At 49.3% G+C, this 12657-nt stretch carries 11 protein-coding genes and 1 pseudogene; 11 read left to right on the top strand and 1 reads right to left on the bottom strand.

Annotated elements, in window-relative coordinates; all coding sequences use genetic code 11:
- Positions 1 to 66: 66 nt before the first annotated feature.
- The 6 genes from V5J77_RS17965 (at position 67) to V5J77_RS17940 (ending at position 6514) form a co-directional block, all read left to right on the top strand.
- Positions 67 to 1050, top strand: a complete 984-nt coding sequence (locus V5J77_RS17965) for an iron-siderophore ABC transporter substrate-binding protein (protein ID WP_338552176.1) — start codon at positions 67 to 69, stop codon at positions 1048 to 1050.
- A gap of 99 nt (positions 1051 to 1149) precedes the next feature.
- Complete coding sequence (locus V5J77_RS17960; RefSeq protein ID WP_338552175.1) at positions 1150 to 2139, top strand: iron chelate uptake ABC transporter family permease subunit; 990 nt, start codon at positions 1150 to 1152, stop codon at positions 2137 to 2139.
- A gap of 26 nt (positions 2140 to 2165) precedes the next feature.
- The gene (locus V5J77_RS17955) at positions 2166 to 3137 is read left to right on the top strand and encodes an iron ABC transporter permease (protein ID WP_338552174.1); all 972 of its coding nucleotides are present in this window, start codon (positions 2166 to 2168) and stop codon (positions 3135 to 3137) included.
- Between the two features lie 45 nt (positions 3138 to 3182).
- Positions 3183 to 4763, top strand: coding sequence for an AraC family transcriptional regulator (locus V5J77_RS17950; protein WP_338552173.1), 1581 nt, complete (start codon positions 3183 to 3185; stop codon positions 4761 to 4763).
- Between the two features lie 86 nt (positions 4764 to 4849).
- The gene (locus tag V5J77_RS17945; protein ID WP_338552172.1) at positions 4850 to 5242 is read left to right on the top strand and encodes a DoxX family protein; all 393 of its coding nucleotides are present in this window, start codon (positions 4850 to 4852) and stop codon (positions 5240 to 5242) included.
- Between the two features lie 228 nt (positions 5243 to 5470).
- Complete coding sequence (locus V5J77_RS17940; protein ID WP_338556905.1) at positions 5471 to 6514, top strand: Glu/Leu/Phe/Val dehydrogenase; 1044 nt, start codon at positions 5471 to 5473, stop codon at positions 6512 to 6514.
- A 196-nt stretch (positions 6515 to 6710) separates the two neighbouring features.
- Here the strand turns inward: V5J77_RS17940 and V5J77_RS17935 are convergent, their stop codons facing one another.
- Positions 6711 to 7958 (bottom strand): MFS transporter, encoded by a 1248-nt coding sequence (locus V5J77_RS17935; RefSeq protein WP_338552171.1) that lies wholly within the window; start codon positions 7956 to 7958, stop codon positions 6711 to 6713.
- A gap of 199 nt (positions 7959 to 8157) precedes the next feature.
- Between V5J77_RS17935 and V5J77_RS17930 the strand changes: the two genes are divergently transcribed.
- The 5 genes and pseudogenes from V5J77_RS17930 to ureC all read left to right on the top strand — a co-directional run bounded on the left by V5J77_RS17930 (position 8158) and on the right by ureC (position 12631).
- Positions 8158 to 8742: a TetR/AcrR family transcriptional regulator gene (locus V5J77_RS17930; protein WP_338552170.1), complete on the top strand. Its 585-nt coding sequence runs from the start codon at positions 8158 to 8160 to the stop codon at positions 8740 to 8742.
- A gap of 32 nt (positions 8743 to 8774) precedes the next feature.
- A pseudogene (locus V5J77_RS17925) lies at positions 8775 to 8981 on the top strand (ester cyclase); the annotation flags it as partial.
- A gap of 78 nt (positions 8982 to 9059) precedes the next feature.
- Complete coding sequence (locus V5J77_RS17920; RefSeq protein WP_338552169.1) at positions 9060 to 10028, top strand: stalk domain-containing protein; 969 nt, start codon at positions 9060 to 9062, stop codon at positions 10026 to 10028.
- 222 nt (positions 10029 to 10250) lie between these two features.
- Complete coding sequence (locus tag V5J77_RS17915; RefSeq protein WP_338552168.1) at positions 10251 to 10577, top strand: urease subunit gamma; 327 nt, start codon at positions 10251 to 10253, stop codon at positions 10575 to 10577.
- Positions 10574 to 12631: an urease subunit alpha gene (gene ureC / locus V5J77_RS17910; RefSeq protein ID WP_338552167.1), complete on the top strand. Its 2058-nt coding sequence runs from the start codon at positions 10574 to 10576 to the stop codon at positions 12629 to 12631. Before V5J77_RS17915 ends, ureC begins: the two co-directional genes overlap by 4 nt.
- Positions 12632 to 12657 lie beyond the last annotated feature (26 nt).

Below are 12657 nucleotides of genomic sequence, written 5' to 3'. Positions count from 1 at the left end.
TTGCCGAGGGGCTTGGTATTCTTATTATTAATGATAATCATTATTAATCGCAGGGGGATGTAGTACATGCTAGTAAGAACTGTAGACAGAAAACACCGTTTTACGCTTCATTTTGTAGGGTTCATGATTTTACTTCTCATTTTATCGGGCTGCGGCAATGCGGCTTCTGGCGGAACGAATACCGCTTCGCCAGCGGCAGCTTCACCTGAAAGCACAAGCAGTGCAGAACCAGCGGCAGCAACTCGAGTGGTTAAGGATACATATGGCGATGTTGAAGTGCCTGTAAATCCAGCGCGTGTTGTTGTGCTTGATATCGGCGCTTTGGACAATTTGCTGAAAATGGGCATCAAGCCTGTCGGCGCTCCATCTATTTTGGCTGCTGGCGATCCTTACCCTGCTTATTTGGAGGGAACGGATGGCATTGAAAATATTGGAACGGTCAATGAGCCAAATCTTGAAGCGATTGATGCACTCGGACCGGATTTAATTATTGGAAATAAAGATACGCATGATGCGATTCATACTCAGCTGGCACAAATTGCCCCGACCGTATTCGTAGAAACGCTCGGCGTAACTTGGAAGGAAAACCTACAGCTGCACGCAGATGCTGTGAACAAGCAGGCTGAGGGAGCAAAGCTGCTTGAGGATTATGCGCAAAAAATAAATGAGCTGAAAGCAAAGGTCGAGGGCAAGGAAGTATCGCTGTTCCGTCCGCGCCAGGATAAAATTCAAATTTATTTGGAAGGCACATTTGCTGGCGGTATTATGAAGGAAGCGGGTATCGTTCGCCCGGCAGCACAAACGGATGAAGGCTTCTCCAAAGATTTAACGGAGGAGCAGATCGCTGATCTCGATGGAAATGTTATTTTATGGTTTGATCGGGAGAAGGATGCCTTTGCCAAGCTGGAAAGCAGTCCGCTGTGGAAATCGTTAAAGGGCGCTCAAAATAATAGCGTTCACCCGGTTAATTGGGAATATTGGATGAGTGGCCTAGGCATTCAAGCTGCTACTAAAGTGGCGGATGATATAAATACCTATGTCGCAGGCTAAATGCAGCATGCATATCGTTTCATTGAAGATTGGGTCCTCCGCAGTGGCGGCCCAATCTTTCTGTATGATTATACCGCTTTGCGTTCGGAGGTTGAAACAGTGAGAGGCAGAATGACCGGTTTGGCGACGCTGCTTGTTTTACTTATAATGGCGTGGATTTCCAGCATTATGTTTGGCATTGTAAAGGTGCCGTTTGCAGCCGTTATAGATACGTTTTGGGCATTTGATGGATCGCGGGATCAGCTTATTATACAGTCGGTCCGCTTGCCAAGGGCGATGATTGCGATGCTCGTAGGCGGCTCGTTAGCAGCAGCTGGCTGTCTCATGCAGGCGCTTAGCCGCAATGCGCTCGCAGGCCCTGAATTATTCGGCATTAATTATGGCGCTGCGTTAACGACCGTTATCGCGTCATTTTTTTTCGGCACAACCTCGCTTGTCCTGTTTACTTGGTCGGCTTTTGCAGGCGCTGCAATCGCAGGCTTTGCGGTATTTATACTTAGCTCCCTCGGCAGACAGCCGCTCAACTCGGTCAAGCTCGTACTTGCCGGAGCGACGATCAATTTGCTGCTGGCTTCCCTGACGCAGGGCATCCTTATTTTAAATGAACAATCGCTGGATACGATGCGCTTCTGGCTGGCCGGCTCCATTACAGGAAGGGATATGCAGCTGTTTTTAGCGGTGCTTCCCTATATGCTGCTCGGTCTGGTTGGCTCGTTGTTATTAGCTGGACATATGAATGTGATTAGCTTGGGCGAGGAAGTGGCGCAGGGCTTAGGGCAGAGGATCATATTCATCAAGCTGGTCTGTATCGGCGTTATCGTTGTTTTAGCTGGAAGCGCTGTAGCTATTGCAGGACCCATTGCTTTCATCGGACTAGCGGTGCCGCATATGGCTAGATATATGGCCGGAACCAATTATCGCTGGATTTTGCCATATGCGATTGTATTAGGCGCTTTACTATTACTGCTGGCTGATATTGCAGCGCGGTTCGTATTGCCTGGCGAGGAGCTGCCTGTAGGGGTAGTCACTGCTTTTCTGGGTGCGCCTTTCCTCATTTATTTGGCTCAGCGAAAGGGGGGAGCGAAATAGTTTCTTCTATTATAAAGGGACGCTTCTTGAGCATCGTTTTGCTTCTGCTTGGTTTGAATCTGCTTGTTCTGCTCTTAAGTATTATGCTTGGAGAACGGGCAGTGCCGCCGCTCGAAGCCATTCGTACGGCCCTTCACATCGGAAATGATGAATTTGCTTTTACGATTCGCACGGTACGGCTGCCAAGAGCGCTCACTGGTTTTTTAGCGGGCTGTGGACTTGCAGTATCAGGAATGCTGTTGCAGATCATTACACGTAATCCGCTTGCTTCGCCAGGCATTATCGGGCTCAATTCGGGAGCCGCAGCGGCTGTAGTTGCTGTTATGGTGCTTGTGCCTGCGTACCCGATGAGCCAGCTGCCTTTTGCTGCTTTTGCCGGCGCGATTGTTGTAGCGGCCCTCATCTATTTATTATCCTGGAGCAATGGCATTTCAATCATTCGATTGCTGTTAGTAGGAATCGGCATTTCAGCTATGGCAGCAGCGTGCATCACTTATTTGCTGACGCTGGGCAATATTTTTCGTGTTTCGCAAGCCTCGGTATGGATGGCGGGCAGCTTATACGGTCGAACCTGGGAGCATTTTTGGCCCCTGCTGCCGTGGATAGCGGTGCTGCTCCCTTTCGTACTGTTCAGTATTCGCCAGCTCGATCTGTTTCAATTAACCGATGCTTCGGCCAAGGGGCTCGGGCTGCGCCTCGAGCGAATGAGATTTTGGTTTATTCTCATAAGCGTCGCCTTGGCAGGATCAGCCGTATCTATGGCGGGCACGATTGCGTTTGTTGGCCTGATTGCTCCTCATATGGCTGTACGCTTAGTTGGTACGCGCAGCATAAAGCGGCTTCCGGTGACGGCTTTGCTTGGTGGATTAATCGTTATTGTTGCTGATTTAATTGGCAGAATGGCTTTTTCTCCTTATGAAATACCAGCTGGTCTAGTTACTGCATGTATAGGCGCGCCTTATATGATCTATTTGCTGCTGCGGCGTAATACTATATAATAGAAGAAATTGTCACGGTTTTACGAAAGGTCGGTGCTAAACCGAATGCCGTTGCGTTCTTCGAAGACGAATCAGCTGTATTTATTTTCATATTTAAGGAAACGAAGGTTCCCCGTTCACCAAGGAGCAGGCAGCCATCGGATAGGCATGCATGTGTTGTGTTTTATTTTAGAAGGTGAAGCTAGTCTCTTAATAGATGGTGTATTGTGCCGAATTCGCCCCTTAGAGCTATATCTGCTAGTGCCGGGGATGATCGTTGACATTCCTGATCATTGCAGCACGATTACGTATTATGGTCTTTTTTTCAAGCCCGTCCTGCTTGTAAAGGAAGGGAAGAGGTATGAAGGGGTGCAAACCTTAGCGATGTCCGGTGCTTTTTTGCCGGGACATATTGCTATTCGTCAGCCGCAGCAGGTGCTTCAACGATTGCTGTATATGTATGAGCAGAGCAGAGGCGCAGCGAGGACGGATGCTTTTTCCTTGCGGCTGCTGCTAGAAGAGTTTATAAGCTTTATTATTACCAACGCACCGGAGCAGCGTGAAGCAAGCGATGAACGAATTGAGCGCAGCATTATTTATATGAAAGAAAACTATAGGCGGAAAATAAGCATCGACCATTTGGCCGCAGCAGCCGAAATGACAACAACGGCTTACTCCCGTCTTTTCCGCAAAATGAAGGTCGAATCCCCGATTGAGTATTTAAATCAAATCCGGATGGACAAGGCGAAGCAATTACTCGACAAGGAGGATCGGCGCGTAAAGGAAGTGGCTGATTTCGTCGGCTTCCGCAGCGAGTTTTATTTCAGCCGTATGTTTCAGCGTTTAGTAGGCGTATCGCCAACCGTTTATATGAAGCGTGGGACGATGAAAATCGCTGTAGCCTCCTCGCTCGGCTTTCATGAGCATTTGCAATCTATCGGCATCGAGCCTGTATGTGCCGTCGATTTGTTTCAGTACCCCGGCACAGGGGAACAGGCATACAGCAAGCAGTTAGATGAGCAGCTTAGTGAGCTAAAACGTTCCAAATGCGACTTAATTATTGCGGATCATTACCATATGCATTTTAAAGACAGCTTTAAGCAAATCGCACCCTCGTATTTTCTTGATTTTTCAGTGTGGGATTGGAAGCGAAACTTCTTGAAAATTGCTGAGCTTGTAAACCGAGAGCGAGAAGCTGAAGCGGTGCTGACCCGTCTGGATTTGAGTATTGAGGATGCCAAGCAATTGTTGAACGAAGCGATTGGCGAGAATCGAATTACGGTTATACAGGTTAGTCACCGTGCAGTTGGGATTCAAGGGACAACAGCCCATCCACTTAATGAACTCATTTATAAAGAGCTTGCCCTAAAGCCGGGTGGACAGGTGCCGGGCGATATGTGGCGGCTGGAAATTCCGCCGGAAGCGATGCCGGTGCTGGATACGGAGCACTTATTTATTCAGAAGCATCATGTGCTGGCAGGGAGCGAGGAAATTTTTCATTCGATGACACAAACTAGTGCGTGGCAGGAGACAAGCGCCGTTCAAGAGGGAAATGTACATGCGATTCCTAATTGGTTCGTCATGAGCTGGACGCCGTTAGGAAGACAGCATATTATAAAAACGCTCATTGATTTGCTGGCCAAATAGCCGATCAATGAGCGTTTTTTTTTGCTTTCCGTATTAGCTGTGAAATGTGATACAATATGCTCAAAAAACGTGAGGGGTAAATAACGATGAACACACGCATTTCAAAAGGGCGGCTTTGGACATCCTGGATCATGAGCGGATTAGTCATTTTGTTTATGCTATTTGATGGCGTTATGAAGCTATTTAAGCCTGCAATTGTAGTTGAGTCGACCATACAGCTTGGATTTCAGGAGCATCATATTGTTATTATGGGTGTGCTTGCGCTGCTATCGACGATTTTGTACGCTTTGCCACGTACGTCCTTCCTAGGCGTTGTGCTGCTGACCGGGTATTTTGGCGGGGTTATCGTAACTCATCTGCGGCTGGATGCGCCATTGTTCAGCAACACCTTATTTCCCGTTTATCTTGCTGTGTTAGCCTGGGGCGGCATTTGGCTGCGTAATGAGCAAGTTCGTAAGTTAATTCCTTTTCAAAATTAGAAGGGGAGTATGAAGATTTATGTTTCGCAATAAGTGCCCGATGCGGTGTGGCAAATGCCATGCAGCATTGGGCATTTATTTTGTTGTCTATCATTATTGGCGATATTGAACTTGTATGATTGGTTAGGCAAGCGGATGAGTCATTTCATAGCTTTGAAGAATAGATTAATTACAGAGAGAGGATGGAATCTAATCTGACATATTTGCGTGGAGACAGGAGTGGATCGTTTGTATTTCGAACGGGTGGAGCAATATGGTGTGGAGCAATTGGTTTTTTGTCGTGATCATAAATCGGGCTTAAAAGCGATTATCGCCATTCATGATACGACACTTGGACCGGCGCTGGGTGGTACGCGCATGTATCCTTATGCCTCGGAGGAATCGGCAGTCGATGACGTTATCCGCTTAGCACGGGGGATGACCTATAAATCTTCTGCGGCAGGGCTTAATCTGGGAGGGGGCAAGGCGGTTATTATCGGCGACCCGATGACGGATAAAAGCGCGGAGCTGTTCCATGCGTTTGGACGGTTCATTGAAACGTTGAACGGCACATATATTACGGCGGAAGATGTGGGGACGACAGTGGCGGATATGGATTTTATTCGTCAAAGGACGAAATTCGTGACAGGAATATCGCCGGAGTTTGGCAGCGGAGGTAATCCTTCGCCTTTTACAGCACTTGGTGTATTTCATGCGATTCGGGCTGCTTCCCTAGAAGCTTTCGGGTCAGCTGAGCTGTTGGGGAAAACGATAGCGGTACAGGGCGTAGGCAGCGTCGCCTACCATTTATGCCGCTATTTGAGCGAAGCAGGTGCCAAGCTGATTGTGACCGATGTTGTGCAAGCAAACGCAGAGCGTGCAGTCATGGAGTTTGGAGCCAAAATGGTCGATGTCGATCATATTTATGGCGTTGAATGTGACATTTTTGCGCCTTGCGCGATGGGAGGCATTATTAATGATGACAGCCTTCCGCTGCTCAAGGCGAAGGTAGTTGCTGGTGCTGCGAATAATCAGCTGAAGGAAGAAAAGCATGGCGATCAGCTCGCAGCCCAAGGCATCTTATATGCTCCGGACTATGTCGTCAACTCCGGCGGGCTGATAAATGTGGCAGATGAATGGTTTGGCTATAACCGAGAGCGGGTGCTCAGCAGGGTAGAGGGAATTTATAACCAACTACAGCGTATTTTTGAGCTATCGAAAGAGCAGCAAATGCCTTCTTTCCGTGCAGCGGATCGCCTGGCTGAGATGCGGATAGCTAAACATCGGGCGTGACGAAGAGGGTATTTGTTAAAAAGGTGAATTTTAAAGTGTGGAATGTCGAAGCCCTTTGCTGTTTGCTGTCCTTTACTAGGTTATCCCCTTAGCTCAGAAACGTTGTGAGCTTGTCTTTTTCTGAGCTAAGGGGATAAGGGCCAAAAGCGATAAAATCCCTTTTCAATCGCCGACTGGTGCATTTAAAAGGAGAGAGCTACATAAATTTTGGCAAGCGGGTTGCCGCCCAAAATAAAAGCGCTATAGCGCTAACGCCTGCCCCTAGCCAGCATACGCCGCTCCAGCCTGCATAAGCGTAAATGCTAGTAGAAGCAATAGAACCAGTGGCGCTGCCGATTGAATAAAAGATCATATACCCGGCAGTTAGTCTGCTGCGAGCCTCCGGTCGAACGCTGAGAATCATGCTCTGATTGGTGACATGTACGGCTTGTATGGCTAAATCGAGCAGGATAATGCCTATTATTAATGGGAAAAGCGACTGATCAGCATAACCAATAGCCAGCCAGGAAATAAGCAGCACTGTAAGTGCGATGCCCGTTGTTCGCTGCCCGAGGCCGCGGTCTGCAAGCCGGCCTGCTCTCGCTGCGGCTAAAGCTCCGGCCGCCCCAGCCAGACCGAATGCGCCGATAGCTGTGTGCGAAAGCGAGAAGGGTGGAGCGCTAAGCGGCAACACCAAGGAAGTCCACAATATGCTGAAGGCGGTAAAAATGAGCAAAGCCAGCACTGCACGGACACGAAGCACCCGTTCCTCCACAAATAAGGTAAGTACAGAGCGCAGCAGTTGCCAATACGATAGGCGATCACGCTGAGCAGCAGAGCGATCGCGAGGCAATATGCGGTACAGTGCGCCGGCCATTATAAGGGTGAGGGCGGCAGAGGCTAAATAAACAGAGCGCCAGCCCGCAATATCTGTCAAAATTCCGGCAAAGGTGCGGGCGAGTAAAATGCCCATTACGATGCCGCTCGTAACAATCCCGACGATTTGCCCACGCTGAGAAGGTGATGCTAGCGCCGCTGCGAAAGCGACTAAGGTTTGGGTGACAACAGCAAGCAGACCAACAGCAGCCATACCTGCAAATAGGGCAGCCGAACTTGTAGAGAAGCCGACGATAAGCATGGCTCCGACGGATAACAGCATTTGTGAGGTAATAAGGGTACGACGATTCATTAAATCACCCAGCGGTACAAGCAAAAGTAGTCCAAGCGCATAGCAAAGCTGAGTAACCGTTATCACTGCGCCTATTGAGGAGGGGGCTATGCCAAGCTCGTCCGAAATGCTGCTCAGCAAGGGCTGGGCGAAATAAATATTGGCAACGGCGAGTCCACAAGCGAAGGCAAATAACAGGGCTGTTTTGCGTGATAAGGCTGGAGCGGCATTGGCGCTGGCTTGAGCTGCTACGGTTGTGGCGATATGCTCCGCAAATGACGATCTTTTTTTCGACATCAAAAATAACTCCTTCATGGTTGGGGGTGGATGTGCTCATACATGGTGAAAATAAAATACCAATCGGTACAAAATCATGCTTGATTAATATAAATTCAAAGCGGGAAGCTTGTCAAGAAATACTTCTTTGATTGTTGACAAATCTAATATTAGATTCTAGAATAATTACATACTGATTGTTATTTAATTGGAGGATGCTATGGCCCGATTGCGCGAATTTAATGAAGAGAAGGCTTTGGATGCTGCGCTGCAGCTTTTTTGGGAGAAGGGCTTTGAAGCGACCTCTTTAAGTGACTTGACTGCGGCTATGGGTATTCAGCGTCCGAGCATTTATACCGCTTTTGGCGATAAGAAGTCGCTGTTTGAAGCGGCATTGCGCAAGTATACGAGGGACCATGCCGTTCATGTGCGGACGAGTCTACAGAAGAAGGCTTCGGTTAAAGAAGCATTTCGCGCTTTTTTTGAGCAGCAGCTGGATATGGCATACCGGGAAGGCCCGAGCAAGGGGTGCTTTTGCCTAAATACGATGGTGGAGCTGTCTCCACATGATGAGAGGTTTGAAATTTTGACGAGGGAGCATCAGATGTATCTTTCCGTCATTTTTGAGGAGACAATTGAACGCGGCATCCGTAGTAGTGAGCTCAGATCAGATATTAATGCTAAGAGCTTGGCGCAGACGCTGGTCGTGGCGCTCATTGGTGTTACGGTTTTGCTTAAGGCTCGCCCTGATCGTTCTTTTGTTGAAAATAGCATGAAAACGGTATTAAGCTTATTTGATTCATAACGAAGAAATGAGGGCTGAGGATGACTGCTGCGCAGGTTGGCGCCCACTTGGGAGAAGTAGATGGCTTCGCTCCAACGGGCAAACCGATTATTGAAATAGCGAGTGCCGTTTATCGGGTCGAGGCAGGCAAAATCGTTGAATATTGGATTCAAATCGACCGTCAGGGCATTCGGGCGCAATTGGAGCAAAATGCAAAACTTTCAGTTGCCATTCAGGCTAGTGAAGAGGGAAACAGGTAGAATGATAGGGAAGAAGCTGGAATGGACTATTATGTTCCTAAGCTTCTTCCTATTTTAATGAGAAAGGGGGAGACAGCTATGCTTAAAAATGCGGGAAAAGGCTACAAGGGCTTTGTCGTTGGCGTGGTCATCACGGCTGCGGTAACGCTTCCGTTCACGACCTTTGCCCAGTCGCTTCAGAAGTCGATTTCTGTTGTGTACAACGACATTAAGGTAAATGTTAATGGAAATACAGTAACCTTGAAGGATGAGACTGGAAAAGTGCTGGAGCCGTTCAACTTTGCCGGCTCGGTGTACGTGCCGCTTCGCGGGGTGTCTGAAGCGCTTGGAATGGATGTGACGTATGACAGCACTTCGAAAACTGTCACCATTAATGGCGGTGGAGGCGGTGGCCAGCCGCCAGATGGAGAACCGCCAACCGGAACGCCTCCAACTGGAGGCACGGATACGAGCGGTGCGGGCACTGGAACGGGTACGACAACGGGCACGACGACTTCAGGGTCGACGGACGATACGGGACTTACACAACAGGTTACACAAGGACCGTATTATGTGACGGGCACGAGCCAATTAACTAGCGGCAACTTGAATTATGACAGCCTAACAGGCGAGAAAATCAAGGTAAAGGGCTATGTGTACGCCGGAGCGACGGGTACGACGCCGGTAGCCGGTGCAAAGGTTGAAATTTGGCAGGCGGATGATACAGGTAACTACCATCCGAACTCCAATGGTGCTGCCAGCAGCTACACGGCCAGCCAGCTTTCGCTGCGCGGCTATGTGCTGACGGATGCAAACGGCTATTATGAATACACAACGATTTATCCGGGTGAGTATACAGGGCGTACGCGCCATATTCACACGAACACGACGGCAACGGGATATAAGGGCGTTATTACACAGCTTATTATTCCAAGCTTGAGTGGCGATAAAATGACTGCTGCGCAGGATAATATTGCCCAAAGCTTGCCGGCGTACAATCAGGTAACCTTCACAGCGGTTGATGGCGTGCCTACAACGACGTTTAATTATCGGTTGGCAGTGAATTAAGACGATTGGGTCATGAATCAAGTGGCGCAAAAGAGGCTTTCAGAACCACGAATTTTGTGGGACTGAGGGCTTCTTTTTTTATGTGGCCGGCTGGCGTTCGAATGTAATATTTATTTTTTATTCAAAATATCCAAATTTAAGGGTTTTCATGTTAGTATATATGACAAGAGTATTGTAGCTTATACAACGTGATGAAGATGACGCTATAAAGGGAGTGTAGCTATGTATTTGCTGGAGAGAGAGAAGGAAAAGCTGTTTATTGTGTTGGCGGCAGATTTGGCACGGAGAAGGCAGGCTCGCGGCCTGCGTCTTAATTATCCCGAAGCCGTTGCCATTATTACTTATGAAATTATGGAAGGGGCAAGGGACGGTAGGACGGTAGCTGAGCTCATGAGTTACGGTCGTACCATTCTTGCTGAAGATGAGGTCATGGAGGGTATCTCGTCGATGATTCATGAGGTGCAGGTAGAGGCTACCTTTCCAGATGGAACGAAGCTCGTAACGATTCATGATCCAATCGTTCCGCGAAGGAAGGAGAGTAAAGCATGATCCCCGGTGAGGTAATTCCAAAGCAGGATAGAATATGGCAAAATTCAGGCCGCATCGTAAGAGACCTATTCGTTATGAACCGCGGGGATCGTCCGATTCAGGTCGGGTCGCATTTTCCTTTTGCACAGGTGAATCCTAGGCTGGATTTTGACCGTACGGCAGCAGAAGGCTTTCGCCTCAATATTCCATCAGGCACAGCTGTGCGCTTTGAGCCAGGCGAGGAGAAGCTGGTACAGCTCGTAGCTTATGGCGGAGGGGCTGCGCCGCTCAGCACGGAGGGAGAGGATAAGCAGGCAGGCTTGCCAATCGCTAGAGAAGCTTATATCAGCATGTTTGGGCCAACGATAGGCGACCGGGTCAGGCTTGCTGATACAGAGCTGTTTATAGAGATTGAACGCGATTATGCCCATTATGGCGATGAATGCAAGTTCGGCGGAGGCAAGGTGCTGCGCGATGGGATGGGACAGTCCGCATTTCGTACACGGGATGAGAAGGTGCTCGATACGGTCATTACCAATGCCGTTATTATTGATTATACCGGTATTGTAAAGGGCGATATTGGCATCAAAAACGGGAAAATCGTTGCGATTGGCAAGGCGGGCAATCCGGACACGATGGACGGCGTTCATTCTGAGCTCATCGTTGGTGCTTCGACAGAGGTTATTGCGGGGGAAGGGAAGCTCATCACTGCGGGCGGCATTGATACACATATTCATTTTATTTGCCCTCAGCAAATTGAGACGGCGCTGTCTTCAGGCGTGACGACGATGATTGGCGGAGGAACTGGGCCGGCCGAGGGGACGAAAGCAACGACCTGTACGCCGGGCAGCTGGCATATCCACCGCATGCTGGAGGCGGCTGAGGAATACCCGATGAACATTGGTTTTCTCGGTAAAGGCAACTCATCGGGTGTGGATACGCTGCGCGAGCAAGTAGCTGCGGGGGCGATTGGCCTTAAAATTCATGAGGATTGGGGCTCAACGCCGGCTGTTATCGACGCGGCGCTTACAGTCGCGGATGAAATGGACATTCAGGTAGCGATTCATACCGATACGCTGAATGAAGCGGGTTTTGTGGAGGAGACGATTAAAGCCATAAACGGACGGACAATTCATACGTACCATACCGAGGGGGCGGGGGGCGGCCATGCGCCGGATATTATTACGCTCGCAGGCCATCCGAACGTCATCCCATCTTCAACGAACCCAACAAAGCCTTTTACGATTAATACGATCGAAGAGCATTTGGATATGCTGATGGTTTGCCATCACCTCGATCGCAACATTCCTGAGGATGTTGCTTTTGCTGACTCTCGCATACGCCCTGAAACGATTGCCGCTGAAGATATTTTGCACGATTTAGGAGCGCTTAGCATTATTAGCTCCGATTCGCAGGCGATGGGCCGAGTGGGAGAGGTCATTTCCCGTACGTGGCAGACAGCCGATAAAATGAAGCGCCAGCGCGGTCCATTAGCTGGTGGAGCTGGGGCTGGCGAGGCTAACGGGGATAGCGAAGCAGGAGAGGCAAGTGCTAACGACAACAGCAGGGTAAAGCGTTTTGTGGCAAAATATACGATAAATCCTGCCGTTGCCCATGGCATCTCGAAATATGTAGGCTCGGTCGAGGCGGGGAAATGGGCGGATCTCGTATTGTGGAAGCCGGAATTTTTCGGAACAAAGCCGGAGCTGGTGCTGAAGGGCGGCATGCCTGCCTTTGCGATCATGGGCGATCCTAATGCTTCGATTCCAACGCCGGAGCCTAAAATCGGTCGGCTCATGTTCGGAGCACATGGGAAGGCCAAATACAGCAGCTGTATTACGTTCGTATCAAAGGCGGCTGCCGATGCTGGTATTAAGCAGCAGTTGGGCCTTGCGAAGCAGGTGCTGCCGGTATCGGGCTGCCGAAACATCGGCAAGCGCGATATGCTGTTGAATGATTTGACGCCGGAAATTACCGTTAATCCAGATACGTATGAGGTGCTCGTAGATGGCGAGCAGGCGATATGTGAGCCGCTAAGCGAGCTGCCTATGGCACAGCGGTATTACTTATTTTAGCAGCTCGCTTGGAGGGAGAGGCCGAC

The sequence above is a fragment of the Paenibacillus sp. KS-LC4 genome (assembly GCF_036894955.1).
Lineage (GTDB): Bacteria > Bacillota > Bacilli > Paenibacillales > Paenibacillaceae > Pristimantibacillus.
This window is presented reverse-complemented; position numbering and strand designations above follow the sequence as displayed.

Bases quoted from the DNA above. Each gene is read 5' to 3' on its own strand.
- V5J77_RS17945 (WP_338552172.1), top strand. From the start codon at position 4,850: ATGAACACACGCATTTCAAAAGGGCGGCTTTGGACATCCTGGATCATG.
- V5J77_RS17965 (WP_338552176.1), top strand. From the start codon at position 67: ATGCTAGTAAGAACTGTAGACAGAAAACACCGTTTTACGCTTCATTTT.
- V5J77_RS17920 (WP_338552169.1), top strand. From the start codon at position 9,060: ATGCTTAAAAATGCGGGAAAAGGCTACAAGGGCTTTGTCGTTGGCGTG.
- V5J77_RS17935 (WP_338552171.1), bottom strand. From the start codon at position 7,958: ATGTCGAAAAAAAGATCGTCATTTGCGGAGCATATCGCCACAACCGTA.
- V5J77_RS17950 (WP_338552173.1), top strand. From the start codon at position 3,183: ATGCCGTTGCGTTCTTCGAAGACGAATCAGCTGTATTTATTTTCATAT.
- V5J77_RS17930 (WP_338552170.1), top strand. From the start codon at position 8,158: ATGGCCCGATTGCGCGAATTTAATGAAGAGAAGGCTTTGGATGCTGCG.
- ureC (WP_338552167.1), top strand. From the start codon at position 10,574: ATGATCCCCGGTGAGGTAATTCCAAAGCAGGATAGAATATGGCAAAAT.
- V5J77_RS17915 (WP_338552168.1), top strand. From the start codon at position 10,251: ATGTATTTGCTGGAGAGAGAGAAGGAAAAGCTGTTTATTGTGTTGGCG.